Source organism: Krasilnikovia sp. MM14-A1259 (assembly GCF_047159535.1).
Classification (GTDB): Bacteria; Actinomycetota; Actinomycetes; order Mycobacteriales; family Micromonosporaceae; genus Actinoplanes.
This window is the reverse complement of sequence record NZ_BAAGAJ010000002.1, coordinates 543,507-569,608: the sequence shown is the minus strand read 5'-3', so window position 1 is coordinate 569,608 and position 26,102 is coordinate 543,507. Positions and strand designations below refer to the sequence as shown.

General features: G+C 71.6%; 24 protein-coding genes. 7 read left to right on the top strand and 17 right to left on the bottom strand.

All coding sequences use genetic code 11. The features are described from left to right. Nucleotides 1-86: 86 nt before the first annotated feature. The gene (locus ACMCNK_RS02445) at nucleotides 87-1,031 is read left to right on the top strand and encodes a DUF5996 family protein (RefSeq protein ID WP_412734731.1); all 945 of its coding nucleotides are present in this window, start codon (nucleotides 87-89) and stop codon (nucleotides 1,029-1,031) included. On the opposite strand, the gene ACMCNK_RS02440 is transcribed toward ACMCNK_RS02445, so the two are convergent. Continuing rightward, nucleotides 1,019-1,477 carry a hypothetical protein gene (locus ACMCNK_RS02440; RefSeq protein WP_412734730.1) on the bottom strand — a complete coding sequence of 153 codons (459 nt, stop codon included), beginning with the start codon at nucleotides 1,475-1,477 and terminating at the stop codon, nucleotides 1,019-1,021. The two genes, ACMCNK_RS02445 and ACMCNK_RS02440, sit on opposite strands and share 13 nt — an antisense overlap. Nucleotides 1,478-1,482: 5 nt before the next feature. Then, the gene (locus tag ACMCNK_RS02435; RefSeq protein WP_412734729.1) at nucleotides 1,483-3,849 is read right to left on the bottom strand and encodes a nitric-oxide reductase large subunit; all 2,367 of its coding nucleotides are present in this window, start codon (nucleotides 3,847-3,849) and stop codon (nucleotides 1,483-1,485) included. Nucleotides 3,850-3,989: 140 nt separating this feature from the next. Between ACMCNK_RS02435 and ACMCNK_RS02430 the strand changes: the two genes are divergently transcribed. After that, nucleotides 3,990-4,688: a hypothetical protein gene (locus tag ACMCNK_RS02430; RefSeq protein ID WP_412734728.1), complete on the top strand. Its 699-nt coding sequence runs from the start codon at nucleotides 3,990-3,992 to the stop codon at nucleotides 4,686-4,688. Between the two features lie 109 nt (nucleotides 4,689-4,797). Here the strand turns inward: ACMCNK_RS02430 and ACMCNK_RS02425 are convergent, their stop codons facing one another. From ACMCNK_RS02425 to ACMCNK_RS02405, 5 genes are all read right to left on the bottom strand, one after another. Continuing rightward, nucleotides 4,798-5,238, bottom strand: coding sequence for a MarR family winged helix-turn-helix transcriptional regulator (locus ACMCNK_RS02425; RefSeq protein WP_412734727.1), 441 nt, complete (start codon nucleotides 5,236-5,238; stop codon nucleotides 4,798-4,800). Further along, nucleotides 5,235-5,654 (bottom strand): EVE domain-containing protein, encoded by a 420-nt coding sequence (locus ACMCNK_RS02420; protein ID WP_412734726.1) that lies wholly within the window; start codon nucleotides 5,652-5,654, stop codon nucleotides 5,235-5,237. Before ACMCNK_RS02420 ends, ACMCNK_RS02425 begins: the two co-directional genes overlap by 4 nt. Next, nucleotides 5,651-6,085: a hypothetical protein gene (locus ACMCNK_RS02415; RefSeq protein ID WP_412734725.1), complete on the bottom strand. Its 435-nt coding sequence runs from the start codon at nucleotides 6,083-6,085 to the stop codon at nucleotides 5,651-5,653. The genes ACMCNK_RS02420 and ACMCNK_RS02415 overlap by 4 nt, the downstream gene beginning before the upstream one ends. An 89-nt stretch (nucleotides 6,086-6,174) precedes the next feature. After that, nucleotides 6,175-7,026 (bottom strand): SPFH domain-containing protein, encoded by an 852-nt coding sequence (locus ACMCNK_RS02410; RefSeq protein ID WP_412734724.1) that lies wholly within the window; start codon nucleotides 7,024-7,026, stop codon nucleotides 6,175-6,177. A 207-nt stretch (nucleotides 7,027-7,233) separates the two neighbouring features. Further along, nucleotides 7,234-7,767, bottom strand: a complete 534-nt coding sequence (locus tag ACMCNK_RS02405; RefSeq protein WP_412734723.1) for a PadR family transcriptional regulator — start codon at nucleotides 7,765-7,767, stop codon at nucleotides 7,234-7,236. A gap of 73 nt (nucleotides 7,768-7,840) precedes the next feature. Between ACMCNK_RS02405 and ACMCNK_RS02400 the strand changes: the two genes are divergently transcribed. Further along, nucleotides 7,841-9,181 (top strand): carotenoid oxygenase family protein, encoded by a 1,341-nt coding sequence (locus tag ACMCNK_RS02400; protein WP_412734722.1) that lies wholly within the window; start codon nucleotides 7,841-7,843, stop codon nucleotides 9,179-9,181. 4 nt (nucleotides 9,182-9,185) lie between these two features. Here the strand turns inward: ACMCNK_RS02400 and ACMCNK_RS02395 are convergent, their stop codons facing one another. The 4 genes from ACMCNK_RS02395 to ACMCNK_RS02380 all read right to left on the bottom strand — a co-directional run bounded on the left by ACMCNK_RS02395 (nucleotide 9,186) and on the right by ACMCNK_RS02380 (nucleotide 15,457). Next, nucleotides 9,186-10,343: a TolB family protein gene (locus tag ACMCNK_RS02395; RefSeq protein ID WP_412734721.1), complete on the bottom strand. Its 1,158-nt coding sequence runs from the start codon at nucleotides 10,341-10,343 to the stop codon at nucleotides 9,186-9,188. A 39-nt stretch (nucleotides 10,344-10,382) separates the two neighbouring features. Continuing rightward, nucleotides 10,383-11,126 (bottom strand): hypothetical protein, encoded by a 744-nt coding sequence (locus tag ACMCNK_RS02390; protein WP_412734720.1) that lies wholly within the window; start codon nucleotides 11,124-11,126, stop codon nucleotides 10,383-10,385. Nucleotides 11,127-11,219: 93 nt separating this feature from the next. Then, complete coding sequence (locus tag ACMCNK_RS02385) at nucleotides 11,220-14,180, bottom strand: NB-ARC domain-containing protein (RefSeq protein WP_412734719.1); 2,961 nt, start codon at nucleotides 14,178-14,180, stop codon at nucleotides 11,220-11,222. 14 nt (nucleotides 14,181-14,194) lie between these two features. After that, complete coding sequence (locus tag ACMCNK_RS02380) at nucleotides 14,195-15,457, bottom strand: glycosyltransferase (RefSeq protein ID WP_412734718.1); 1,263 nt, start codon at nucleotides 15,455-15,457, stop codon at nucleotides 14,195-14,197. A gap of 201 nt (nucleotides 15,458-15,658) precedes the next feature. Here ACMCNK_RS02380 and ACMCNK_RS02375 point away from each other — a divergent pair, with 201 nt between their 5' ends. Together ACMCNK_RS02375 and ACMCNK_RS02370 are read left to right on the top strand one after the other, a co-directional pair. Then, the gene (locus tag ACMCNK_RS02375; protein WP_412734717.1) at nucleotides 15,659-16,300 is read left to right on the top strand and encodes a cyclodehydratase; all 642 of its coding nucleotides are present in this window, start codon (nucleotides 15,659-15,661) and stop codon (nucleotides 16,298-16,300) included. A 106-nt stretch (nucleotides 16,301-16,406) separates the two neighbouring features. After that, nucleotides 16,407-18,506, top strand: a complete 2,100-nt coding sequence (locus ACMCNK_RS02370) for a GAF domain-containing protein (protein ID WP_412734716.1) — start codon at nucleotides 16,407-16,409, stop codon at nucleotides 18,504-18,506. A 19-nt stretch (nucleotides 18,507-18,525) separates the two neighbouring features. Here ACMCNK_RS02370 and ACMCNK_RS02365 read toward each other — a convergent pair whose 3' ends face one another. The 6 genes from ACMCNK_RS02365 to ACMCNK_RS02340 all read right to left on the bottom strand — a co-directional run bounded on the left by ACMCNK_RS02365 (nucleotide 18,526) and on the right by ACMCNK_RS02340 (nucleotide 23,811). Next, entirely contained in the window at nucleotides 18,526-19,557 is a 1,032-nt protein-coding gene (locus tag ACMCNK_RS02365; RefSeq protein ID WP_412734715.1) for a cation diffusion facilitator family transporter, read from the bottom strand. A 138-nt stretch (nucleotides 19,558-19,695) separates the two neighbouring features. Beyond that, nucleotides 19,696-20,148, bottom strand: coding sequence for a hypothetical protein (locus ACMCNK_RS02360; RefSeq protein ID WP_412734714.1), 453 nt, complete (start codon nucleotides 20,146-20,148; stop codon nucleotides 19,696-19,698). Nucleotide 20,149: 1 nt separating this feature from the next. Further along, the gene (locus ACMCNK_RS02355; protein WP_412734713.1) at nucleotides 20,150-21,022 is read right to left on the bottom strand and encodes an ABC transporter permease; all 873 of its coding nucleotides are present in this window, start codon (nucleotides 21,020-21,022) and stop codon (nucleotides 20,150-20,152) included. Further along, the gene (locus ACMCNK_RS02350) at nucleotides 21,019-21,972 is read right to left on the bottom strand and encodes an ABC transporter ATP-binding protein (protein ID WP_412734712.1); all 954 of its coding nucleotides are present in this window, start codon (nucleotides 21,970-21,972) and stop codon (nucleotides 21,019-21,021) included. The genes ACMCNK_RS02355 and ACMCNK_RS02350 overlap by 4 nt, the downstream gene beginning before the upstream one ends. A gap of 43 nt (nucleotides 21,973-22,015) precedes the next feature. Then, nucleotides 22,016-23,191, bottom strand: coding sequence for an MFS transporter (locus ACMCNK_RS02345; protein ID WP_412734711.1), 1,176 nt, complete (start codon nucleotides 23,189-23,191; stop codon nucleotides 22,016-22,018). Continuing rightward, complete coding sequence (locus ACMCNK_RS02340; RefSeq protein ID WP_412734710.1) at nucleotides 23,188-23,811, bottom strand: DedA family protein; 624 nt, start codon at nucleotides 23,809-23,811, stop codon at nucleotides 23,188-23,190. The genes ACMCNK_RS02345 and ACMCNK_RS02340 overlap by 4 nt, the downstream gene beginning before the upstream one ends. A 153-nt stretch (nucleotides 23,812-23,964) precedes the next feature. On the opposite strand from ACMCNK_RS02340, the gene ACMCNK_RS02335 reads away from it, so the two are divergent. Together ACMCNK_RS02335 and ACMCNK_RS02330 are read left to right on the top strand one after the other, a co-directional pair. Next, on the top strand, nucleotides 23,965-24,642 hold the full coding sequence (locus ACMCNK_RS02335) for a response regulator (RefSeq protein ID WP_412734709.1): 678 nt from the start codon (nucleotides 23,965-23,967) through the stop codon (nucleotides 24,640-24,642). Nucleotides 24,643-24,645: 3 nt separating this feature from the next. Then, a complete protein-coding gene (locus ACMCNK_RS02330) occupies nucleotides 24,646-26,049 on the top strand; it encodes an ATP-binding protein (protein ID WP_412734708.1) in 1,404 nt (467 codons plus the stop codon). The last annotated feature ends 53 nt before the right edge of the window (nucleotides 26,050-26,102 follow it).

Genomic DNA, 26,102 nt, shown 5'->3' with positions numbered 1-26,102 from the left:
CCGGCACACCCGCCACCGCTCCCGCACGGCGGTCGCCGTCGTGCCCGGTCCGGCTCGACGTCCAGCGGCATCCGCGGGAGGGCGTGGTGACCAAGCACAGTACGACACAGACCAGGGTGTGGCCGCGGCTTCGGATCGACGACTGGGCCGACACCAAGGACACAGTGCACATGTGGACCCAGATCGTCGGGAAGATCCGCATGGCGCACACACCGCCGGTCAACCACTGGTGGCACGTCACGCTCTACGTCAGCCCGCGTGGCCTGACGACCTCCACGATCCCGTACCGGGACGCGGCGTTCGACATCGAATTCGACTTCCTCGACCACCAGTTGCACCTGCGGACGACCGACGGTCGCCGCCGGCAGGTGAGGCTGGCGCCGAAGCCGGTGGCCCGCTTCTACACCGAGACCATGGACGCGCTCGCCGATCTGGGCATCCAGACCCGCATCCACGCCGCGCCCAACGAGGTGGAGCCCGCCGTACCGTTCGCCGACGACGAGCAGCACGCCTCGTACGATCCGCGCGCGGTCCAGCTGTACTGGAATCAGCTGCTGCAGGCCGGGCGCGTCATCGGGCAGTTCCGGTCCGGGTTCGTGGGCAAATCCAGCCCGGTGCACTTCTTCTGGGGTGCCATGGATCTGGCCTGCACCCGGTTCTCGGGGCGCACGGCACCGCCGCACCCCGGCGGGGTGCCGAACTGCCCCGCTCGCGTCATGCGCGAGGGCTATTCGCACGAGCTGGCGAGTTGCGGATTCTGGCCCGGCGGCGAGGAGGGCGCGTTCTACGCGTACGCCTATCCCGAGCCGCCCGGGTACGCCACCCACGCGGTCCACCCGGGCGCCGCGCGCTACCAGGGCGACGTCCGCGAGTTCCTGCTGCCGTACGAAGCCGTCGCCACGGCACGCGACCCGGACGCGACGCTCACCGACTTCCTCGACACGACGTACGGGGCCGCCGCCGACCTTGGCGGCTGGGACCGCGCCGCCCTGGAGGCCGGGCCGCCGCCGCGCGACGATCATCCCGGGTGATCGTTCCCGACGCCGGGTGATGGAGCTCGCGGCGAGCCCGAAGGCATTCGTGGCTCCGGTGGGAGAACGGCAGGGGGCGGGCCGACGGCGGCCCGGGACCGCGCCGCGCGCACCAACGGGCGCAGCACGGCACCCGATGCCGCGGCGCAGACGCCCAGCACGATCACCTCGGCGGGCCGGTGATGGCGGACGATCTGGGCCGACGTCACGAGCAGCGCCGCAAGGCAGGCGACCGCGCCGACCGCACTGTGCAGCCGGCCGGAGTCGCGGTGCGGGAAGGCGTCCGGTGGGGCGGCCGGCACGGGGTCCGGATGTTGTGCCCGGTAACCGGCCAGCATCCGGCTGGACCAGGCGCTGGGGTCGCGGCGGCCCAGGCGGTGCAGGCCGACCGCCCCGGCGGTCAGCAGCAGGGCGTACACGGCGGCGAACGTGACCTCGAACGGCATGCCGGTCACCGCCCGGACAGCTTGCCGGCGGCGGTGGCCTCGTCCGGCTCCGGCCGCTCCACCTCGGTGAACAGCATCAGTTCCGCAGCCTCTCCGTCCCGGGTGGACGGCACCGCGGCGCCGTCGGGCGCCTCCGCGCGGCCACCGCGCAGCCCTTGGAAGGCCAGCCAGAGCAGGGGCAGCACGCCACCGACGATGAACACCACGTCGCCGGGCAGGCGCAGCCACTCGAACAGCGTGTTGGTGTCGTTGGTGAGGAACTCCATCGAACGGGCCTCGAAGTAGCCGGCGTCCACGGAGTGGTAGAGCTGCAGGATGCCCAGCGGCAGCAACGTCACGAACGCCATCCAGGCCAGGCCGATGTTCAGGCTCCAGAAGCTGACCTTGACGAGCTTGTCGTTCCACCGCTGGGCGGGCACCAGGTAGCGCAGGGCGAACACGGCGAACCCGAGGGCCAGCATGCCGTAGACGCCCATCATGGCGGCGTGGCCGTGGTTGGCGGTCAGCGCCGTGCCGATCTCGTAGTAGGAGACGATCGGCAGGTTGATGAGGAAACCGAAGACGCCCGCGCCGAGGAAGTTCCAGAAGCCGACCGCGACCAGGAACATGACCGCCCAGCGGTGGGGGAACGCCGCGGCGCTGCGGGCTTCCTGGCGGGCGCCGAGGCGGATGAAGCTCCACGCCTCGACGGTCAGGAACGTCAGCGGAATCACCTCGAAGGCGGAGAAGAACGCCCCGAGCGCCAGCGTCTGGGCGGGCGCACCGCTGAAGTACCAGTGGTGGGCGGTGCCGATGACCCCGCCCGCGCTGTACAGCACGATGTCGAGGAAGATCACCGTCAGGGCGATCCGCTCGCGGACGACGCCGAGCAGGACGAAGACGTACGCGACCATGACCGTGGTGAACAGCTCCAGGAAGTCCTCCACCCACAGGTGGACGACCATGAACCGCCAGTAGTCGGTGATGACGAAGTTGTCGCTCTGGTTGGCCATGAGTCCGGTGGCGTACACCAGCGGCAGCGCGAGCGCCGCGAAGAAGAACAGCCACGGCATGTTGGCCCGGCTCTCGGTGGCCAGCCGGCCGCGCAGTCCACGCCAGAGGATCGCCACCCAGAAGACCATGCCGATGGTGAGCAGGATCTGCCACAGCTTGCCCAGGTCGAGGTACTCGAAACCCTGCATGCCCAGCCAGTGCCACGCGCCCTGCAGTCCACCGTGGATGCCGATCGCCTCGCCCGCCAGCGAGCCCACCACCACGATGGCCAGCGCGCCGAGCAGCGCGTAGGCCAGGAACGCCTGGCCTTTGGGGTCCGGCTTGCGGGTGATCATGGGTACGAGGAAGATCCCGGCGGCCAGGAACGAGGTCGACACCCACAGCAGGGCGAGCTGCACGTGCCAGGTACGCACCAGGTTGTAGGGCAGCCAGTGGTCCAACGGGATACCGAAGAAGCTGGACAGGTCGGCCCGGTAGTGCTCGGAGGCGGCCCCGACGAGTGTCTGCACCAGGAACAGCGCGGCCATGGTGAAGAAGAACCACGCGGTGGCCCGCTGGGCGCCGGTGAGCCGCACCTTCAGCGGATCGCGGAAGCGCAGTTCCTGCTGGTCACGGCCGTGCCAGCCGAGCCAGTTCCACCGGCCGAACGCGGCGAACAGCGCCCCCGTACCGCCGAGCAGCGCGATCAGGCTGAGCACGCTCCACACGACCGCGTCGGCGGTGGGCTTGTTGCCGACCAGCGGTTCCGGCGGCCAGTTGTTCGTGTAGCTGTGGTTGGTTCCGTGCCGCTGCGTGGACGCCGACCATGCGCTCCACGCGAAGTACGCGGTGAGCTGCCGTACCTGCACAGGGTTGGTGATCGCGTTGGGGCGCAGTCCGGTCTTGCCGGCCGGGTTGCCCAGCGTCTGCGCGTAATGGTCGATCAGCGTGTGGAACGCCGCCGCCTGCGCCGCGGAGATGGTCAGCGTGCCGGTGCTCGTGTCGTACCGGTTGGATTTGAAGTCGTCGCGGGTCCGCTGCGCTGCGGTGTCCGAGGCGGGTCCGCCGTAGCTGTCGCGCACCGCCAGAGCCGAGCGGCGCAGATAGTCGGCAGTGAAGTCCGGGCCGAGGTAGGCGCCGTGGCCGAAGATCGAGCCGTATTCCATCAGCCCGTTGCGCAGGAAGACCTCCTGGCCGGCCCGCACGTCGGATTCGGTGAAGACGACCTGGCCGTTGTCCGCGACGACCCGTTGCGGCACCGGCGGCCCCTGCCGGTACGCCTGGAAGCCCATGAGGACCAGGACGAAGAACCCGCACATCGAGATGAGCGCGGCGGCCTGGACCCAGCCCTTGCCGATGAGCAGCCGCCGCCGTGTCGCAGGCGCTGTCGTCGCCTCCACAGATCCCCCCGGCAAATTAGGCATATCTACATGGACCGTGCGGCACCTTCCACACCGTACATACATCATGTTCGCCGGAAACGCGATCAACTCGACCGCGTGTCGTCGATCGGATGCGCGGGGGCACCTAAGATGCGCGGATGCTCACCCGCCGCACGTCCGACTGCGCCCGGTTCGGTCACCCCGAGATCACGTTCCATCTGACCCGGGAGTCGCCGATCCCCGACATCCATCGGGTCCTCGTCGACTACTTCGAGGGCCGGGTCGCCGGCGGAACCCGATTCCGGGCCGGCGAGGGCGTCCGGCTCGGATGGGCGACGTTGCTCCTGTTCGACCGGGGCGACGGAACGCTCGGCGTCAAGGAGCGGGTCATCGCGCCCGACGTGGAGTGGACCGACTCGGTCGATCGCGCGTTGCGGGACCTGTGGTGCCAGCGCGAGATCAACGACAGTGTCGGGCTGCTCGACGAGCTCGACTTCCCGACCCAGGACGAGCTGGTGATGGCTGCCGACTGCGCGCTGGAGGCCGGGCCGGTCTTCATGGTGCGCCTCGATGACGCGTCCGAGGGCTTCTCCGGGTGGTCACTCACGTGCCCGGAGGACCACGACCACGGCCGGCGGAGCCTCGTGCCACTGATGGCGGTCGCCGCGAACCTGCCGGGCCTTGTCCAGCTGCTCGCACTGCCGCGAGGGGTGAGCGTGCTCGTGCAGTGGATCGCCAAGGCCGACATGCCGTCCGGCCAGCTGCACATCGAGCCGCACGTGTTCCGCGAGGGCCAGGTGCTGCCCGCACGGCCGGGGTCGTACCTGGCCGCGCTGCAGGCACAACCGTCGGAGTAACAGTTCCCGCGCTCGTACAGCAACAACCGGCGCACTCAACGCGTTCGGCAGCACCGGACAGCGCGCGGTCAGCGCCGCGGGTGCCGGAATGGACGACGGCTCGATCAACTCAGGTTTCGCGCAGTGTGCGCAGGGCGCTGGTGAATGCGGGCAGGTTGTCGCCGAGGCCGGCGAAGAACGCGGCGTCGCAGGCTTCGACCGCGACGACCGCCTGGTTGGCGAGGTCGCGACCGGCTTGCGTGACGGCCACCGCCCGGGCCCGCCGGTCGGTGGGATGAGCGGGCCGATGCACGAGGTCGCGGCTCTCCAACGCGCGGAGCACCTGCGAGGTCATCATCGGGTCGGTGGCGGCCATGCCGGCGAGGGTCTTCTGGGTGACCGGCCCGGACGCTTGCAGGTACGTGAGCGTAGCCAGCAGCACGAACTGCACGTGGGTGATGTCGAACGGTTTCAGGGCCGCCCGCTGTGCGGCCTGCCACCGGTTGGTGACCTGCCACATCAGCAGACCAGGGCTGTCGTCGGGGCTGTCATGCCGGGTGGCCAGACTCATGCCGGAACCGGCTGGGCCTGCATCGCGGTGTGAATACGTCGGAAGTCGTCGTCGGTGAGCCGCACGAGGCCGCGACGCAGCTGGGTGCCCCACCCGGGCTGGGCGGTCAGGCCCAGACCCAGAGTCCGGATCGGCGTCTCGATGGCGCCCGGCAGGTAGTTGACCCGGCGCCGCCACGGGTGGAACGTGCCCTCGTCCGCCTGCCAGATCTCGTCGTCGGCGACCACGCCGATCGCGGTGAACGCCTGCAGCGGTACGCCGCCGCGCAGACTCGTCCGGGGCGAGTAGTAGACGAGCCAGTCACCGGCGGCGAGCCGGGCGAGCCCGTCCCGCTTGCCGTGACCGAGCTGGGCGATACCCAACTGCGTGCCGCGCCGGACGTGGTCACGGCAGACCACACCGAGCCAGTGACTCATGCCGACACTCCCGCCGTGCGCGCTGCCGCCTCGAGCCGCGCCAGGTCGCCGCCGAGCCCGGCCGCGATGCCCTTGCCGAGCACGGCGGTCCAGAGGAACGCGAGCGGACCGGTGATCGTGACCTGCACCGCGACGACGGTGCGGCCGCGGGAATCCTCGGTCACGAGGTGCTGGAACGTCAGTCGCGCGCCCAACAGCAGGGAGACGTCGGTGAATTCACGCTCCGCAACGAGCGACGTGATGACGAACTTGGTGGCCGGGCCGCCCTTCGGCTTGAGCCGCCCGGTGGTGCCGGTCCGGAACGGTCCGTCGAGGCGCACCCACTCGGTGTCGGTGTTCCACTGCGGCCAGGTGGCGACGTCGGCCCAGCGCTCGAAGAAGGCGGCAGCGGGGACGTCGGTGGTGATTTCTGCGGTGGCGATCGTCTTCATGCCATTAGTATGCGCGCTTAGTATCTGCGCGTCAAGTCGGCTGCCCGGTGGATCCGCGGACGGGCGCGGATCCACCACGGCAGGAACACTCACTCGGCGCCGAGGCGGTCACTGTGCTTGTCGAAACCGATGTAGAGGCGCGCCGACGCATTCGACCCGAGCGAGCCCAGGGTCTCCAGCTCACGCAGCCGAAGCAGCGCCGGGTGCTGCGCGTACGCCTCAGCGGCAGCGGCCAGCCGGCGCAGCGCGTCCACCTCGGCGTCGGCCCGGATCCGCTGCGCCTCGGCATCGGCCTCGGCGGCCAGGCGGGTCGACTCGACCCGGGCCTGAGCGGCGACCCGCTCGGCGTCCGCCTTGGAGCTCGCCTCCAGCGCCTCACGCTCCGCACGGGTACGAGCCTCAACCATCTGGGCCTCCGCCATGCGCTGCGCCGTGAGAACCCGGTTCATGATCTCCTGCAGATTGCCCGGGAAGGCCAGGTCCTTCACGTCGGCCCGGATGATCCGTACGCCGTAGCCGGTGGAGATGCCCTCGACGTCTCGCAGGATGTCCTCGCTGAGCTGGTTGCGGTTGGTCAGGATCGCCTCGAGCGTCATCGACGCCAGCGAACGCCGGGCGGCGAGCTGGACGTCGCTGTAGATCCGGTCCTGATAGTCGGCGACCTGCTCCACGGCCGCCTGCGCATCGATCACCCGGAACTGCGTGATGATGTTGACCCGCACGGCGACCTTGTCGGCCGTGAGGATCTCCTGGCCCTTGATGTTCAGTTCCCGCTCGCGCACATCGATCGGCACGATCACGACACGCGGCACACGCGTACCCGGAAAGCGGCGGCGGGGAAGCTCGTAGCGGCCCGGCTCGAGCACCTGATCGAAGCGGCCGTCGACGTACCGCAGGCCACGGAATCCGCTGTGGACGATCATCTCTTCAGCTTGGGACATGATTCACCTCTGCACCGGGGTCACACCCCCCGGGATAGGACGTTGGGGCGGCCCCGGAGCGGTTCCGATGTGAAGGATCGGTCGCCGGGAGGACAACGGATCAGCGTGGTTTGATCGCCAATGCATCCGCTGCGGAAGCGCGTACTTCTGAAGCCGCCGGGGCCGCGATCAGAATCGCAAGCCCGGCCGTCGGCCGACAACCCAATATCACCGGCGGCGCTCGTCGTCCAGCTCACGAGTGGCCCACTGTGCCCAGTCCCGCTGGAGCTGATGCCACCGCAGGCCGAACTCGGCGGCGAAGCGGCCGAACGGCGGCCGGTCGCCCGGCCCGGCTTCCGACTCGGTGCGCTCGATCGCGTCGGTCAGATCGGCGATGCCCGCTTCCGCGCGTTCCACCACGTCGTCGAGCAGCGCGCGCATGTCGTCGGTGTTCAGCGCGGACAGCATGAACAGCCGCAGGATCTCCTCGCTACGCGTCGGCGAGTCCTTGCGCGCGAACATCCACTCGCGGAACTCGTCGGCACCGCGCGCGGTGATGCCGTACGTCCGGCTGCCGCGCGCACCCTCGCCGACCACCTCGATCAGCCCGTCGGCCGTCATCTTGCGCAGTTCCGGATAGATGTGGCTGTGACTGGCGTGCCACGCGTACCGGGAGAGGACCCGCTCGAACCGTTTGCTCAGGTCGTAGCCGGTCTGCGGGCGCTCGACGAGCAACCCGAGCAACGCATGGCGAAGGGACATACGCGGAGTGTATCCAGTCCACTTTCACATGTACGGATTGGCATGTCGGCTCGTACATGTCAACGTTCGGAGCATGAGCGAACAAACCCCGAGCTACCTGCAAGGAAGCCTCGCCCCGGTGCCCGACGAGATCGACGCCGTCGACCTGACCGTCGTCGGTGCGCTGCCCCGCGAGCTGACCGGCCGCTACGTCCGTAACGGCCCCAACCCCAAGCCCGGCGAGGACAGCGGGCACTGGTTCACCGGCCACGGCATGCTGCACGGCGTACGGCTGCGCGACGGCCGCGCGGAGTGGTACCGCAACCGCTGGGTGCGCACGCGGCGGCTGGAAGGCGGCCAGCCGTTCCGCGAGGACGGCAGCCGCGACCTGACGGTCGGATACGCGAACACGTCCGTCGTCGCGCACAGCAACAAGCTCTTCGCCCTGGTCGAGAGCTCCTTTCCGTACGAGGTGACGCGCGAGCTGGACACGGTCGGGCCGTGCGACTTCGAGGGCCGGCTGACGACCGCGATGACCGCCCACCCCAAGGAGGACTCGGTCACCGGCGAGCTGCACCTGTTCGGGTACGGCATCCGGCCGCCGTTCCTGACGTACCACCGGCTCTGCGCCGACGGGCAGCTGATCACGAGTTTCCCGGTCGAGGTCGGCGGGCCGACGATGATGCACGACTTCGCGATCACCGCCCACCACGTCGTCTGGCTGGACCTGCCCGTGGTGTTCCAGCCGGAACGGATCGGCATGGGCCTGCCGTTCGAATGGAGCGACGGCTATCGGCCGCGGATCGGCGTGATGTCCAAGGACGGTGGACCGGTGCGGTGGTTCGAGGTCTCGCCGTGCTACGTCTTCCACGTCGGCAACGCCCACGAGGACGCGCAGGGCCGCATCGTGCTCGACGCCGTCCGCTACAGCCGGGCCGCGTGGATGTCGGCGTGGACGACCATCGGCGGTGCGCCCGACGCCAGGCAGGCCGCCCAGTCCGGCAACAGCGTGCTGCACCGGTGGACGCTCGACCCCGCGAGCGGCCGGGTGAGCGAACAGCAGCTGGACGACCAGAACGTCGAGTTCCCCACGGTCGACGACCGGACTGTCGGCCGCCCCCACCGCTACCTGTACGCGGTCGACCGCCACACGATCGTCAAGTACGACAATGTGTCCGGCGCCGTGCAACGGCACGGGATCGGCGACGACTGGTGGGCCGGCGAGGCCGTGTTCGTGCCGGCCGATGCGGGCAGCGGCGAGGACGAGGGCTGGCTGATCTCGATCGCCACCCACACCGATCCCGCCGTGCCGTCACGGCTGCTCGTGCACGATGCCAGGGACCTGACCGCCGCGCCGGTGGCCGAGGTGCAGCTGCCCAGGCGGGTGCCCGCGGGCTTCCACGGGTCGTGGATCCCGGACGGCGAGCCGGCCTGACCGGTCAGTCCGGCGGCGCAGGAACGTCGCGATCGAACGCCCACATGCGCGTCTTCGTCTCCTCCAGAATGAGGTGCGCGATGTGCAGCACGGTCAGATCCTGGCTCGGGTCGTCGGTCGCATACCGCGGGAACACCACGGTGAACCGGTCACCCGGCCGGTAGTCGTTCGCTGCCAGATACGCGTCGAGCTGCGCGAACCCGTCCGGGACGCTTTCGCAGTCGGCGACCGTCGGGTAGCTCATCCCGTCGCCGGTGCGGACCATCAGCAGGATCGTGTACCGCGGGCGCGCCGCCTGGAGATCAACCCGGATCTGCGCGGCGAAGGCCTCACCCGCGGCGGGCCGGTCATCGGCGCGGCGCAGCGCCTGGGCCCACGCGAACGTCAGCTCGTCCTCGGCGGTCCCGGCCGGCGCGTCACCCGTCGGCCGGATCGCAGCATTGTGGCAACGTCCGTCGTCGGTGAGTTGCTTCGCTTCCGTGCCATCGGTGGGAAGCAGCCAGAGCTCGCGCAATGAGTAGTCGCAGGTCTCCGGGTCGTGCCACCACACCTTGGTGACGACGACCCATGTTCCGTCCGGCGACCACCCGCTGACGTGGTGGTTCGGCCACCCGGCGGCTCGATCGCCACGCCCCGGGGACACGCGGCGATGCGCGCCGGTGCGCAGGTCGATCACATAGACGCCGGCGTCCTCACACCCGGCCAGATCCACGGCGAGTCTCGTCCCGCACGGGGACCAGTACGCCTGGGCGGCGAGATAGAAGAACGGGAGTTTCAGCGCGAACACGTCCGACCCATCCGCGCGAGCCACGCAGAGCATGGAGGTTTCGTGCCGGTAGACGATCCATCGTCCGCCCGGGGAGACGGAGGCGAGGTCGTAGAACCCGGGCAGCGCCGTACCGTCCGGCGCGTCGGATTCGACCTCGTGCACGGTGCCCGTGTCGACGTCCACCTCGCGCCACACGAACCCGATGCCGGGCAGCCGCATCTCGAATCGCACCCTCCGGCCATCCGGGGACCAGCGAGGCGTGCCCCAGAAAACACCGTCGACGAGCTGCCGACGACGACCCGTCACGGTGTCGAGCAGGACCAGGTCGTGTACGTCGTCATCGGAGAGCTGTCCCTCGTCGTTGCGGACCGCGCGTTGGGAGACGAATTGCATCGCCAGCTCCACGGAACCCCCACCATCTGTTGGTGCTTGTCATCCCTCGTGGACGGTGATGGTAGCTTTCGCGCGCGGGTGCTGGACGCTGGCACACGTGTACCGGCCGGGCTTGTCGATCGCGAGGAGCTGGGTTTCGCCGGCGTCCAGCCGCGAGTTGTCCCCGTTCCCGCCCGGGTCCGGCGTACACATCACGGTCTGCGCGGTGCCCGACTCGTTGACGACCGTGAAGTTTTCGGTGGCAATCAGCGACAGTTTCGCCGGGGCGACCGTGGAATTGCCGGTGAAGGTCAGGGTGGGCTTCGGTGTCCCGCACCCGCTCTCACCGGCGACGGTCACCCGGAGCGCCGCGCCGTCGGCGCTCTGCACGGTGAACGTGCCGGTCTTCGGGAACTGGATGACCTGGCGTTCCTTCACGTCGAGCACGCTGGTGACGATCCCGGCGTCCGGCGTGGTCGCCAGTGCGTGGACCTCGTCGGACTTGTTGGTGACGGCCAGGAAGCCGCCGCGGCGCACGGTCAGCTTGCGGGGGCTGAACGCGTACGGTTCGGTGGACGCCTTCCCCACGATCGTCACCTTGGTGGCTTTTGTGCACTCCGGGTCGATGCCGCCGCTTTCGGAGGAGCCGTCTCGCTGCGTACCCGAGGATCCTGTCGCGGTCGTCTCGCGCGGCGTGGCCGCGCCGCTCGCCGTGGTCGGCGCGCACGCCGTGAGGGCGAGCAGGACGGCGACGGCCACGCAGCCGGTCGCCGACCACTGACCTGCCTCGAGTCTCCGGGGCACGGAAGCTCCTCTCCGTCGGGTGCCGGGCGGACCGGGCCACCGGCACGCACAAGCGTGAACCATTCGGAGCTACGGCCCGCGCCGCGCAGCGGTTCAAACCGACGGGTGGCTGTGCTGCTCCTCCTCCTCGATCCGGCCGCCGAGCTCGGTGATTCCGTACGCTCCGGCCAGCCGCTTCGCGGCGAACAGGTCGGCGGCGGCCTCAGCCCGGCGGCCCTGGAGCCGGCGCACCCGGCTGCGGTGGAGGTGGCTGACGGCCCGGCCGCTCGGATTGCCGATGTCCACCTGCGTGTCGAGGCTCCGGCCGTACCAGTCCTCGGCGCCGGTGAGTTCGCCGCGCCGCTCCCACGCCTGGCCCAGGTGGTCGTACGCCGAGGCGAGCAGGTGGGCGTCGCCGATCTTCTTGGCGATGTCCACGGCGGCCCACAGGTCGTCGATCGCCGCGTCGATGTCACCCCATTGCACCTCGAGGTAGCCGAGCGTGGTGTGGACGGCACCGAGTTCCTTGACGTCGTGGTGACGCTCGCTGATCGCCTTCGCCTGGGCGAGGTGCTGCCGTGCGTCGTCCTCCCGGTGGAAGCGGGTCCAGGCGAGATACCCCAGTTCGCGATGGGCCGACGCCTCGACCTGGGGATCGGTGTCGCGGGCTCGCGCGAGCGCCTGCGCGCACCGCCGCTCGACCGCGTCGTCCGGCGCGCCCTGCTGCCGTTCGACCCAGCCGAGGCTGAGCAGGGCGCCGGCCCATCCGTCGGTCACTGCGTGCTGCTCACACAGGGCGATGCACCGGGTCAGCAGCTCCGCGGCTTCGGCCAGGCGGCCCCGAGCGGAGGCGATGCGTCCGAGCCGGTACGCCGAGAGGGTGACGATCGGCCAGAGACCGGCCGCGGTGCCGGTCTGCCGGCTGTCCGAGAACTGTGCGGCGGCCGTGTCGTACCGGCCTGCCAGGTCGGCGACCTCGCCGAGCAGGAACGCGGCGCGGGCGTGGGCGGCAGGGTCGGTCGACGTCGCGATGCGCCGGGCCTCCCGCTCGACGACATCGGCGTATCCCCAGGTGAGCAGCGCATGCCCGGCCCACCACAGCGCCTGTGACGCGGGCTCGGTCTCGCCCGCCTCGTTCCGGTGGAAGACCTCCTCCAGGGCGGCCTCCGCGGCGGCCAGGTCGCCGGGGCGGGGCGGGCGAGGGTCCCGCGCGTAGAAGTGGGCCGCCGTACGGTGCAGCCGCGTGACGGTGTCCGCCGGGATCGCGCCCAGCACCGCACTGCGGGCGGCTTCCGCGATCCGGACGGTGTCGTTGCCGATGTCCACCTCGACCAGGAACCGCTGCGCCAGCAGGGGCACCGCGTCCTGCATCGTGCCGCCCAGTCGCGGCAGGTCGGCCCGGCGGACCGCGCGGCGCAGCACGGCGAGACGCTCCAGCGCCTCGCGCGCGCCCGGCGGCAGGTCGGCCAGCGACTGGCTGATCAGGTCGTCCACGGCCGCTTCCACCTCCGTCGAACCCAGAACCTGGTCCAGCGGGCGGTGACCGCGCACGACGAGGTCGGCGACGGTGCGCAGCGCGGCCGGCATCCCGCCGTACCGTGCTGCTGCCCGCCGCAGCAGCTGCTCGTCGGCCGACCGCAGCCCGCAGGCCTGTAACAGGTGCACAGCCGCCTCGTCGTCGAGTCCGCCGACCTTGCGTTCGACCATGGCACCGAGCGGCACCTCGATCCCGCTCGGATCGAATCGCGGGAACACGTCGCTGGTCGCCAGGATCTTCGCGGCGTTGACGCGGGTCAGCAGCCGCAGCAGGACGGTCCGCAGTGCCTCGTCGCGGATCGCGCCGTCGGCGTCCAGCCATCGCTCGACGCGATGGAGTACGACCAGGTACCGCTTGCGGTTGAGCGCGGCCATCAGCCGCTGGACGATCGCGGGCAGCGATTCGGGGTCGCGGTGGTGCCAGTGGCCTTCCAGCGCGCTGTCGCCCTGCTCGCTCAGCATGGCGTGCAGCTGGCCCAGGAACGCGCTCACCGTGTCGCGTCCCTCGGTGCAGTCGATCCAGAGGACGTCGTCGAACGTTGCCCGGTGCTCGTCGACCACTTTCGCCGCGATGGTGCGTTTGCCCCAGCCCGGCGGGCCGGTGAGCAGGAACAGGCGCTGGTGGCGGTCCGCGACGAACGACGCCAGTTCCGCGCGCAGCTCCCGCCGGTCGAGAAAGACGCCGACGCCGGGTACGCCGTCCCGGCGGGGCAGTTCCGGCGCGGAGGTGGCGGCCGCGCTGCCCGGCCCGACGAGCTGCCGGACGCGGTCGGCGACGAAACGGTACGCGTCGGCGTCACGCGTCGCGGGCTTCACGATGGACGTGTGGCTGCCGCGTACCCGGCGGGTGCGGTTCATCGGCAGCCCGAGGCTCGCGCTCAGGGTGTCGACCCAGAAGTCCGACGCGCCCAGCACCCCCCACGTCGGCAGGGACTCACGATCAGGGCCCGGCTCGGAGCCGTCGAGCACCACCCGGGTCGTGAAGAACGTGTTGAGCTGGGTGACCAGCGCACCGTGCGCGACGATGGCCCGGCCGTCCTTGGTCAGCCGGCCGGCCAGGCGCGGCACCCGCAGAGATCCGGCCTGCGGGGTCGCCATCATGATCAGGCCGGACACATACGGTGGGTGCCGGAACTCCCCGGAGTCGATCAGGAAGCGGACGGCCGCCTTGCACAACAGGCCGCCCATGCTGTGCCCGATGAGGATGATCCGCTGGTACGTGCTCGCCTGCCGCAGGACTCCGGCCAGCACCTCGGCCTCGACCGCCAGGTCGACCGAGCGCCATAACTTCACCCGGCCCCGCAGGGACACGTACTCGTAGAGTCCGACGTCGACGTCGGGGAGTTCCTGGAAGAGCAGGCGGGGGAATTCTCCCCAGGTCGGACGCGTGCCGTACCGGCGGCCGCCGAGGCCGTGGACGAACACCACAAGGGTCGCGCAGTCGGTGAGCCCGGCGTGGCGGTGCACGACGAGCGGCTCGTCGTGCAGTGCCCGGTCGGCGGGCGGCTCCGCGAATTCGTCCTGGATCAGGTCACGCATGGCGACGAGGCCCGCTATCGGCCGCTGTACGCGGGCGCCGGCCGGTTTCCAGGGGCCCACCGCGGCGCGAGCCGGGCGTACGTGTCCAGGTGGGCGCGTGCGACCACGGGCCACGCCGTACGCCGGGCAAGTCGCCGCAGTGGCGCGCGCACCGCGGCGCGGAACCCGTCGTCGTCGAGGATCCGCTCGGCCAGCCTCGCGAGTTCCACCGGCCGTCCAGGGTCGACGAGCAGTTCGTCACACACCTCCGCCAGCTCCTGAAACTTGGGCCGCCGGGACGCGACCACGATCGCACCGGCCCCGAGGGCGCGGTGCAGAATGCCGCTGGCCGAGCGGGTGTCCTCGTCGTACACGCAGAACACCACGTCGGCGGCGGCCAGAGCCGCACTCAGCACGGGCTCGGGGACCGGTTCCCGTGTCACCACGAGCTGATCGCCCACCCCGGCCCGGTGCGCCTTGTCGACGCAGGAGTCGAGGTACGCGAGCGCCTCCGGGCCGGGTTCGCGCAGGTACCCGCCGACCCACAGCCGGGCGTCCGGGCGCTCGGCGGCAATGAGGGCGAAGGCGTCGATGACCACGTCGAGGTTCTTGGAACGCCGGAGATATCCGGGAGCGACCAGCAGTGGGCGTCCGGCCGGGGCCGAGGCGACCGGGAACGTCCCCGGCGCCGGGTGCAGCGTCCCGTGCGGGATCGTCACCACCGCGTCGTCCGGCACCCCCTGCCGGACGAGGGCCTGGCGCATCGACCGGTCGTGGTGCACGACGACCAGACCCGCCCGCTCCCCGATCGCCCGCTGGTGGGCTTCGATGGATACGCCCCGCAGCGAGAACCCGCGGGACCATCCACAGCCGAGGTCGACGCTGAGGTCGGTGTGGACGGTGTGCATCGTGACCACCGTCGGTGATCCGGCGCGCGCCAGTGCGCTCAGGAGCCGGGGAAACCGCTCGTCGGCGCCGAAGATGCCGAACTCGTGCTGGATGTGGACGACGTCGGGCCGAGTCGCCGCCACCGCCCGGGCGATCTCCGACGGGTAGTCGGTGCCGTCGACCACGGCCGGGACCACCCGGAACCGCCCGTCGTCGTACGGCGCGGCCGGGCTCGGCGTGACGACGGTGACCTCGGCGTCGCCGTCCTCGGCCAGCAGTGCCGCACCGAGGTAGCTCGTGTAGCCGGCGATGCCGCAATGATCGGGGGCGAACGTCGACACCAGGGTGATGCGTGTGGCCACCACTGCAGGAGCCTCCTCGCCGACGACGGAGCGGAACAAGGCGCGCACGCAGAGTCTAAACAGGTCGCCCGAGGTCCCGCACGTAACGCGCGCGCGGGGACCGGCCGCGGCGAGCGGGATCTGCGCCAATCCGCCCGGTTGTCGAATCCGAAGAATTCTCGTTCATTTACTTGTATGGATTTAATAGCTCCGTAATGCTTCGTGCGAGAGGGCTCCCACCCCCCGAGCCCTTCCGGCAAGGAGGCCGTCATGCCCCACCTGTTCCGCATCCCCCTCGCCAGTTGCGCCCTCGGCGTTGTCGCGGCCCTGAGCATCAGCGCCCCCGCATCGGCCGACCCGGTGCCTGTGACCTGGGACTGCCAGGCCCAGCCGCCGATCGGCGGCGCGCAGCAGCTCAACCTGGACACCCCGATCACCGGCTCCGCGCCCGCGAGTGTCCCGGCCGGGTCGGACTTCGAGATCGCCGCCGAATCCTCCCCCCTGACGATCCCCACGTCGGCCGGCGGGAACACGATCCGCTACCTCAAGAACCTCCAGGTCAGGACGCCCGTACCGGCCGGGACGGCGCTGCGCGGCGTGACCCTGACCGGTGGATCCAACCTCGGCACGGGCACCCCCACGACATCCGTGAGCAACGGCGTGGTCACGGTCACCGTGCCGGGCCAGCTCGCGGCCGGCTCCACCATCCAGCTCCCGACCATCCACCTCGCCGTCACCGCGACCGCCGCGGCCGGGACCACGATCACCTCGACGCTGGCGGGCACCTCGTACGCCGATCCGGGCCTCACCTTCACCGCGAACGTGAAGATCCTCTTCAGCGGGGTCGACGTACCGGCGCGCTGCTTCACCGCACCCAGCCCGGTACTGACCACCACCACGGTCACCGGGTAGGCGCACCGGTCCGGCCGGAGCCGTCGGCGGACGCAGGACGCCGACGGCTCCGGTGCCCGGAGACGTTCGATGGTTTCGACGCGCCAGATGCGGGTAAGGCGCAGCCATGGAGCCGGTACGGGGCACGGCCGGCGCAGCGGTGACGGCGCAGAGTGGGCTGGAGATGTGGTCCGGCGCGCTGTCTCAGGACGCGGCGGACCGGCTGGCGGCCTTGATCGCGCGCGCTGCCGGCGCGCAGATCGCCATGATCCACCTGGCGGAGGGCCTGCAGCTGCGGGTGATCGGCCGGTGTGGCCTCCCGGCGGGCTTCCAGCAGATGGGATCGGCGCCGCTGGGCTCGACGCTGGCGGGTCTCGTCGTGCAGTACGACCACCCGGTGGTGATCGGCGACGTCGCCCACGACCGCCGGGTGCCGCCGGACGCACCGGCGCACACGGTCGGCATCCGCGCCTACGCCGGCTTCCCGGTACGCGACCCCGGCGGTGAGCTGGTCGGCGTGTGCGGGGTGGGCGACTTCCGGCCACGGGAATGGGCCGCCAACGAGCTGGCCGGGGTCGACGCGGGGGCGCAGGCATGCACCACGCTCGTGAACGAGCAACGCGGCCGGCGGACCAGCGAACTGCAACGCGTGTTCCTGGATGCGCTGCTGAACAGCCTCGACACCGGGGTCGCCGCCTGCGACCGGCAGGGCCGGCTGGTGGTGGTCAACCGGTCCCTGCGCGCCACCCTCGGCGTGCAACCGGGCGAGGACCTGCGCGAGCAGTGGGTGCCCCGGCTTCCGATCTCGCACCCGGACGGACGGCCGGTGTCCGCCGAGGAACTGCCGCTGCTGCGTGCCACGGCCGGCGGGCATGTCCGCGGCGTGGAACAGGTCGTCGACCTGCCCGGCGACGGCCGGCGGTTGTACCGGGTAAACGCCCACCCCATCCACACCGGCGACGGCGAGCTCCTCGGCGCGGTGTCGGCGTTCCACGACATCACCGCGCAGCGCCGCGGCGAACGCCTGCACGACGCCGAACTCACCGTGGCCCGGGTACTCGCGAACGCCGCCGATCTCGAACAGGCCGCTCCCCGGGTGCTCGAAGCGGTCACCAACGGGCTGGGGTGGCCGTACGCCGAACTCTGGCAGGTCGACGTGCGCAAGCAGGAACTGCGGGCCGCGGCAACGCACCGCGCACCGGGCTTCACCGAACCGCTGCCGGTGCCGGACCGCCTGTACCGGAATCAAGGGCTGGCGGGGGCAGCCTGGCAGCGCGGCGAACCGATCGTCGTCACCGACGTGCACGCCCCCGGCAGCCCGGTCGCCGCCCGTACCGTCGCGGCCGGGAGGCTGCGCGCCGCCCTCGCCGTGCCGGTGCTCAGCGGCGAGACGGTGCTGGCCGTGATGAACCTGTTCACCGACGCCGCCGAGGACCCCGAGACAGACCTGCTGGCCCTGCTGACCGGCGTCGCCGCCCAGATGGGCCAGTTCCTCGAACGCCACCGCGCGGAGCGGCTCCAACGGGCACTGGCCGACAGCAAGGACGAGTACCTCAACCTCGTCGGCCACGAACTGCGCAGCCCCGTGACCATCATCGCGTCCTACCTCGACCTGATCGCCGACACCGAACCCGACGCCAAGCTCACCGACATCCTGCCCATGATCGACGCGATGCGGCGTGGCAGCGACCGGCTCCGCCGGCTCGTCGGCGCGTTGCTGGATCTGTCCGCGCTGGACTCCGGACACGCCCGGATCCAGCCGGTGGACACCGACGTCACCGCGCTGGTCTCCGCCGCCATCCGCGAAACCGAGCCCACCGCCACCGCCAAGCAGCTCACGCTGACCACCGACATCCCCGAGCGGCTACCGGCGTACGCGGATCCCGCCCGGCTGACCCAGCTCGTACGCATCCTGCTCGACAATGCGGTGACCTACACCCCGGCCGGCGGGCGGATCGACGTCCGCGCCAACGCCACCGATGGCGACACGAACATCGAGGTCAGCGACACCGGCGTCGGTGTGCCCGTCCATGAACGGCCGCGCATCTTCGACCGCTTCCACCGCGGCGCCATCACCCTCGAACAATCGATTCCCGGGGCCGGCCTCGGCCCGTCGCTCGCCCAGATGATCGCCGAACGCCACCACGGCCACATCACGGTGGCCCCCAATCACCACCGTCCGGGCACCACGTTCCACGTCCGCCTCCCCCGGCAGCCCTCCCCCTAACCCGCGTAGCCCCGCCTGGTCAGTGATCGGAGCGGCGGTGGTGGGACAGTGCGGCGTGATGGTGGCCGCCGGGATGAGTGGCCGGGTCGGTGTGCACGGTGACCCCGGTCAGCCGGGGTACCGCGTGGACGAGCTGGTGCTCGGCGTCCGCGGCGATCTCGTGTGCCTCGATCAGGGTCAGGCCGGCGTCGACCACGAGTTCCGCCTCGGCGTGCAGCCGATGCCCGATCCAGCGCATCCGGACGGCGGTGACGTCGCGTACGCCCGGGACGGCGCGCAGGGTCGTTTCGGCCTGGTCGATCAGGTCGGGGTCGACCGCGTCCATCAGCCGCCGGTACACCTGCCGGGCCGCGTCCTTGAGCACGACAGCGATCGCGACGGTGATGCCGAGCCCGACGACGGGATCGGCCCACCACCAGCCCAGCGCCGCACCCCCGGCGCCGGCCAGCACGGCCAGGGAGGTGAACCCGTCGGTACGTGCGTGCAGCCCGTCGGCGACCAGCGCGGCCGAGCCGATCCGCCGGCCCACAGTGATGCGGTACCGCGCGACCAGCTCGTTCCCGGCGAATCCGACGAGCGCGGCCGCGGCGACCCAGCCGAGCCCGTCGACCGGTTGCGGGTGCAGCAGCCGCCGCACGGCTTCCCACCCGGCCAGTGCGGCGGACACGGCGATCGTGACCACGATGACGATGCCCGCCAGGTCCTCCGCGCGGCCGTACCCGTACGTGTAGCGGCGATCTGCCGTGCGGCGCCCGAGCAGGAACGCGATGCCCAGCGGCACCGCGGTCAGCGCGTCCGCCACGTTGTGCAGGGTGTCCCCGAGCAGCGCCACCGACCCCGACCACACCGCCACGACCCCCTGGACGGCCGCGGTCGCGCCCAGTACGAGCAAGGAGATCCACAACGCGCGCAGTCCCGCGGCGGACGTCTCCAACGCCGTATCGATCTTGTCGGCGGTGTCGTGCGAATGCGGTCGCAGCACGTGCGCCACCCGCCCCCACCGGCCGTGCGAGTGGTGGTGCCCGTCGTCGTGCTCGTGGTGTGGCTGCACCCGACCACGGTAGGCGACAACAGGCGTGTGCCTCTACGTTGTAGATGCCGCTGACCTGCAACAACACCTCTGCCGCAGCCCACGCGGGCCCCTGCCGCACGGCTGTGCCACCCCCCGCGCGACCCGCCGTGGCCAGGGTCAGCCGCCGGTGATGACCCCGTCGAACTCGAAGACGGGATTGGGTACGTCGTGTCCGTGCGCATCGGTGATCGTGGCCAGGCCGATGATCTTGGAGGGGCCACCGGCGACGTACGTGGCGTCGGTGTGGACCGTGACCTCGAACTTGGCGGCGTCCTGGTGATGGCCGTGGTTGTCGGTGAAGCTCATCATGCAGATCCAGTTCGGTCCGGCGCCGGTGTCGGCGATCTTCGGGCCGCCCTTGTCGCAGCCGGTGGTGGCGCCGATCGACGCCGTGGTGACGCCGGGGATGCCGAGGATGCCGGCCTGCTGCACGTACAGGTTGGCGAAGGTCGGCGCGAGCGCCTGCTCCAGGCCGGCCTTGGTGATCTCGGGGTGGCCGGCGGCGATGGTGCCGACAATGCCGGCGGCGGCCGCGGACACCAGGGCGGTCCGGGTGATGATCGGTCGCATGTCAGCCTCCGGTGATGTCGCGGCGGCGCAGGGACAGGTACGCCCCGGCGAGGCAGATGAGGGTCCAGGCGGCGCTGACAGCGAGCCCGGTGGTCAGCGGCCCGGTGAACGGGTGCTGGGCGAACAGGCCGTGCCACGCCTCGAACGGCGTGGTCAGCAGCAGCTTGCGGGTCAGGTCGAGGCCGCTGACGCTGCCCAGCAGCTGCATGGCGAAGCCGATCACGACCGGCGCGGCGATGCCGAAGGCGGAATTGCGGGTACGCGCGGACAGCAGCAGCGCGAGAGCGGTGAACCCGACCATCGGCGGGATGGCGGTGGCCCAGGCGGCCAGGACCAGCCGCAGCGCGGAGGCGGCGGCGATGCGCTGTCCGGACAGGCCGGTCAACGGCTGGCTGCCGATGATGAGCAGGCTGGAGACGACGGTGCTCGCCGCGAAGACGGCCAGCAGCAGCAGGTTGTAACCGAGCGCGGTGAGTGTCTTGGCCCAGAAGACCTGGGTACGGCTGACCGAGCGGGTCAGGATCGTCTTCCAGGTGCCGTGCTGGTCCTCGCTGGCGAAGACGTCACCGGCGACGACCGCGGCCAGCAGCGGCAGCACCCACTGCGCGGCCCAGGCGAGCATGAGCAGCGGCATCGCGTAGCCGCTGAGGTGGATGAGCCGCCCGTAGATGGTGTCGGACGGCGGCTGCTCCTGGCCGTTGAGCACGGCCACCACCGCGGGCGGGATGACCAGGGCAGCGGCGAGCAGGGCGCGGCTGCGGATCTGGGCGGCAAGTTTGACCAGTTCCCAGCGCAGCGCGGCACCGAGTCCCGGGCGGCGGGTCGTCGGTTCGAGGGCGGTCGCCGCCGCGGTGGTGGTGGTGGTGACGGTCATGGGCGGGCTCCGGTGGTGGCCAATTCGGCGGCGGGCTGGTCGGTGTCGGGTTCGGTGAGCATGAAGAACAGCGCTTCCAAGGGGGTCTCCCGGCGGGCGAGGGCCCGCAGCGCGATGCCGCCGCCGACGACCTCGGCGACCAGCGCATCGATCTCGGCCTGCGGGCCACGCACGGCCAGGCCGGCATCGGCCGGGTTGACCTCCAGCCCGCGGGCGGTGGCCAGCTGCGCGGTCCGGTCGTCGTCGGTGGTGTGCAGGTGGTGGGCCTGTTCGGGGGCGCGTTCCCGCAGCGCGGTGATGGAGCCGTGGTAGACCACACTGCCGGTTCGCATGATGGTGACGTCGTCGCAGACGTCCTCGACCTCGGCCATGTCGTGACTGGACAGCAGCACGGTCAGGCCGCTCGTCGCGAGCCGCTTGATCAGGGCGCGCATGTCACGGATGCCTGCCGGGTCCAGGCCGTTTGCGGGTTCGTCGAGTACGAGCAGCCGCGGGTCGCGCAGCAGTGCGGCGGCGACACCGAGACGCTGACGCATCCCGAACGAGTAGCCACCGACCTTGTCGTACCGGCGTGCGGTCAGGTCGACGGTTTCCAGGACCTCGTCGATGCGGCTCCCGCTGACCCCGCCGTCGAGGCCCGCGAGGAGCTGGAGGTTCTTGCGGCCGGTCAGTCCGGGGTAGAACTTCGGGCTCTCGATGAACCCGGCGACCCCGTCCAGGGTGCGGATGCCGTCGCGCGACCAGCTACGGCCGAGGATGCTCAGGGTGCCGGAGTCGGGGCGGATCAGCCCGAACAGCATCCGCAGGAACGTGGTCTTGCCGGCCCCGTTCGGGCCCAGCACCCCGTACACCTCACCCTGGCCGACCTGAAGGCTGAGCCGGTCGACCGCGGTGAGCGTGCCGTACGTCTTCGTCAGGCCGACCGCGTCGACCGCCAGCGCATCGCTCATGTCCGGCGACGCTAAAGATCGCGCATGAAAGCCACATGAAGGCTCACCCGCCGGTGTCCGGGGTCCGGCCTCGGGTCAGGGCGAGTGCCGCGCCCGCGGCCAGGAGCACGGCGAGCGCCGCGAAACCGTACGCGAGCCCGGCGAGCGACGCGACCGCGGCGACCAGCAGCGGGCCGCCGGCGTCGCCCAGTTCGCGGCCCAGCTCGGCGGCGCCCATCGTCTGACCCAGACGCGCGGGCGGGGTGCGCGACGCCAGCGCCGCGAAGCCCAGCGGGGTGACGAGACCGGTGCCCACCCCGATGAGGGCCGCCCCGGCGAGCACCCCTGCCAGTCCCGGCAGGGTCGCGGCGGCCAGGCCCGCGGCGGCGATCGCCAGGCCCGCGGTGAGGCCGGCGCGGGCCGTCAGCCGCCCGTCGTCCAGGGCGCGCCCGGCGCGGGGCTGCACGAGCGCGGCGCACGCGGCCAGGACGGACACGGCGGCGCCGGTGGCGATCGTGCCCAGCCCGGCCGCCCGCCCGGAGACGGGCAGGAACCCCACGCCGACCGACAAGGCCGCAGTCGCGCCGGCCAGCGCCGCGGTGGGTCCGAGGAAGGCCGGATCGGCCAGCCGCCGGGCCAGGTCGAGGACCGTCTGGCGGGATCTGGGCAGCGGCGGCACGACGGGTACGGCCAGCAGCGCCCAGCCGGCCACCGCCGCGCCGAGCAGCGTGAGCACCACGAACAGCAGCCGCAGCCCACCGGCCCACGCCAGCACCCCGCCGAGCAGCGGCCCGAGCGTGTAGCCGATCGACTTCCAGAAGCCGTACGAGCCGAACGCCCGGCCGTGTTTGGCGGCCGGGTTCAGCCGGGCGAGCAGCGCCGACGCCGCGGGCGAGAACGCCGAGGCGGCGGCACCCTGGCCGAGCCGGGCCGCCCACAGCCAACCGGGACTGTCCGCCAGCACGTACGCGGCGGAGGCGAGCGCGAACGCGACGAGCCCGCCGAGCATGACCGGGCGGGCGCCGACCCGGTCGGCGAGGCTGCCGAAGACCGGCTTGAGCAGCACCTCGGCTCCGTCGTACAGGGCGAGCAGGCCGCCGAGCATCAGCAGTGAGGTGACCGCGTCGCCGGTGTGCCCGCCGAGGTTCGCCGCGACGGCGTGCGCGCCGAAGGCCGTGGTGAACCCGGCCGCGTAGAGCGGCCACATCTGCCGGCGCGACGCCGGTGCGATGTCGTTCACCGCCGCGGTGCGGAGACGGCGGTCCCGCGGCGGTGCCGCAGCCGCAGCCACAGCAGGGCGAGCACGGCCACGGCCGCGGCGGCGAGAACGTACGGCTGGTAGCGGTGCACGACGGCGGTGATCTCCTGCCAGTGGTCGCCGGCCGCGTAGCCGACCGTGGCCCAGACACCGACCCAGGCGGCCGCGCCGATCGCATTGAACAACAGGAACCGGGGCCACGGCATCCCGGTGGCGCCGGCGACGATGCCGTTGAGCTGGCGTAACCCTTCCACGAAGCGGGCACCCGCGACGACTTTGGGGCCGTGTCGGCCCATGAAGTCCTCCACCCGGGCGAACCGGGCCGGCGTCAGGCCCACCAGCCGGCCCCAGCGCAGCACGAGGCGCCGCCCACCGGCGAGGCCGATCAGGTAGCCGAGGCTGTCACCGATCACCGCGGCCGCGAACGCCACGACCGCGACCACGACGATGTTGAGCTGGCCGTGGCCGGCCGCGCCCGCACCCGCGATGATCGCTGTTTCGCCGGGCGCCGGGATCCCGAAGCCCTCCACGAACACCGCCGCGGCCACCCCCGGGTAGCCGTACCGGGTCGCCAGCGCGGACACGGCCAGAAGCGACGACACACCCACACGTTCCCCCCGGCGACGACGGGCAATCCCGCGCGGCCCGATCAGTCACCCCCGCACGGTAGGTGCGCCACCATGAAAGGCAGATGAACGTCGCAGACCGGCATGATGCACTGACCGGACAACGCCGGATCCGGGGAGGGAGCTGCGGTGCGGGTGCTGGTGGTCGAGGACGAACCCCGCCTGGCCGACCTGCTCGCCCGCGGGCTGCGCGAGGCCGGCCACACCACCGACGTACGCCACACCGGCGGCGAGGGGCTGCTGGCCGCGACCGGCGGCGACTACGACACCGTGGTGCTCGACGTGATGCTGCCCGGCCTCGACGGGCACACGGTCTGCCGGAAACTGCGTGACCGGGGCGTACGCGTACCGGTGCTCATGCTCACCGCCCGCGGCCAGATACCGGACCGGGTGGCCGGCCTGGACGCGGGCGCGGACGACTACCTGCCGAAGCCGTTCTCGTTCGACGAACTGCTCGCCCGGCTGCGTGCGCTGCACCGCCGCGCCGCCGACCGGGCCGCCCCCGTCCTGCAGGCCGGTGATCTGCGCCTGGACATCGTGGCCCGACGGGCGTTGCGCAACGACACCGAGATCGACCTGTCGGCCCGCGAGTTCGACATCCTCGCCCTGCTCATGAGCCGGGCCGGGCAGTGCGTCACCCGGTACCAGATCCTCGACGAGGTCTGGGACGGCGAGACCGACCTGCGCTCCAACGTCATCGACGTGTACATCGCCAGCCTGCGCGCCAAGGTCGACAAGCCGTTCGCCCGGCACGCCATCACCACCCTGCGCGGCGCCGGTTACCGGCTCGAACCCGACGGCGGCTGACCCATGACCCACCCCGCCCGCCCGTACGGGCTGCGCCGCCTCCCACTGCGGGTCCGGCTGGTCGCCGGGTTCGCCACCGCCATGCTCGTCGTGCTCGCCGCCGCCGGCGCATTCGTCTACCTGCGCGTGCGCTACGCCCTCGACCTTCGCCTCAACGAAGACCTCACCGCCCAGGCCGACCAGCTGGCGGACTCGGTCGCGCGCGGCGGCCCGCCGGCGGTCACACCCGGCACGGAATTCCAGCTGCTGGATGCCACGAACCACATCGTCGCGGCCAGCACCGGCCTCACCGGGGCCTCGCTGCTGAGCGCCGGCCAGGCCAACGCCGCCCGCGCCCACGCGGTACGCGCCGACCGCGGACCCCTGTTCCCCATCCGCCCGAAGACCCTGCGCCTGTACGCCGTTCCCCTCCCGTCCGCTCCCGCCCACGGCGCGGTCGTCGGCGTCGTCGCCGTACGCCGCGACCAACGCGACGAGGCCCTGCGCGAACTCATCGGGCAGCTCGCCCTGGCCAACCTCGCCGCCCTGGCGATCGCGTCCGTGGTCGGCTACCGGCTCACCCGGGCCGCCCTCGCACCGGTCGAGCGGTACCGCACCGAGGCCGCCCGGATCGCCGCCGGAGCCACGGGGCTGCGTCTCGACGTACCCGAACGCACCGACGACGAGATCACCCGGCTCGGCCGGACCCTCAACCAGATGCTTGCCGCGCTCGAAACGGCCCTCGACCGCGAACGCCGGTTCGTCCACGACGCCAGTCACGAGCTGCGCACCCCGGTCACGCTCATCAGCGCCGAGATCGAACTGGCGCTGCGCCGGGAGCGCACCGCCGACGAGCTCGAGGAGACCCTGCGCCACGTGGCCACCGATGCCGCCCGGCTCCGCGACCTCGCGGAAAATCTGCTCACGGTCGGTGTCCAGCCACCGCCCTCGGCCGATGACAGCGCCGATCTGGCGGCCCTGGCCGACAGCCTCGCCGCGCGCTACCCGCACACCCGCACCGAGCACCACGAACCCGCAGTCGCGGTCGGCGACCCGACGCGCGTGCGGCAGGTGCTGACCAATCTGCTCGACAACGCCGCCCGCCACGGGCGGCCGCCGGTCACCGTCGCGACCGGACGGCTCGGCGCTGTGGCGTACCTCAGCGTGCACGACCAGGGGCCCGGCATGGAGGCGGCGTTCCTGGCCCGGGCCACCGACCGGTTCGCCCGCGCCGACAACGCCCGCACCACGCCGGGTACCGGTCTCGGCCTGGCAGTCGTGGACGCCATCGTCACCGCCCATCACGGCCGGCTGCGCCTGTGCAGCAACGGCGTCCACCAGCACGGCAACGACGAGGCACAGTTCCCGGCGACCTGTGCGCACGACGGTGACGGCACCACCATCACCGTGCTCCTGCCCGCGCGCTGAGACGGCCGGCGCGATCAGGCTTCAGCCTGCAACGCTCGAACCGATGCTGTCGT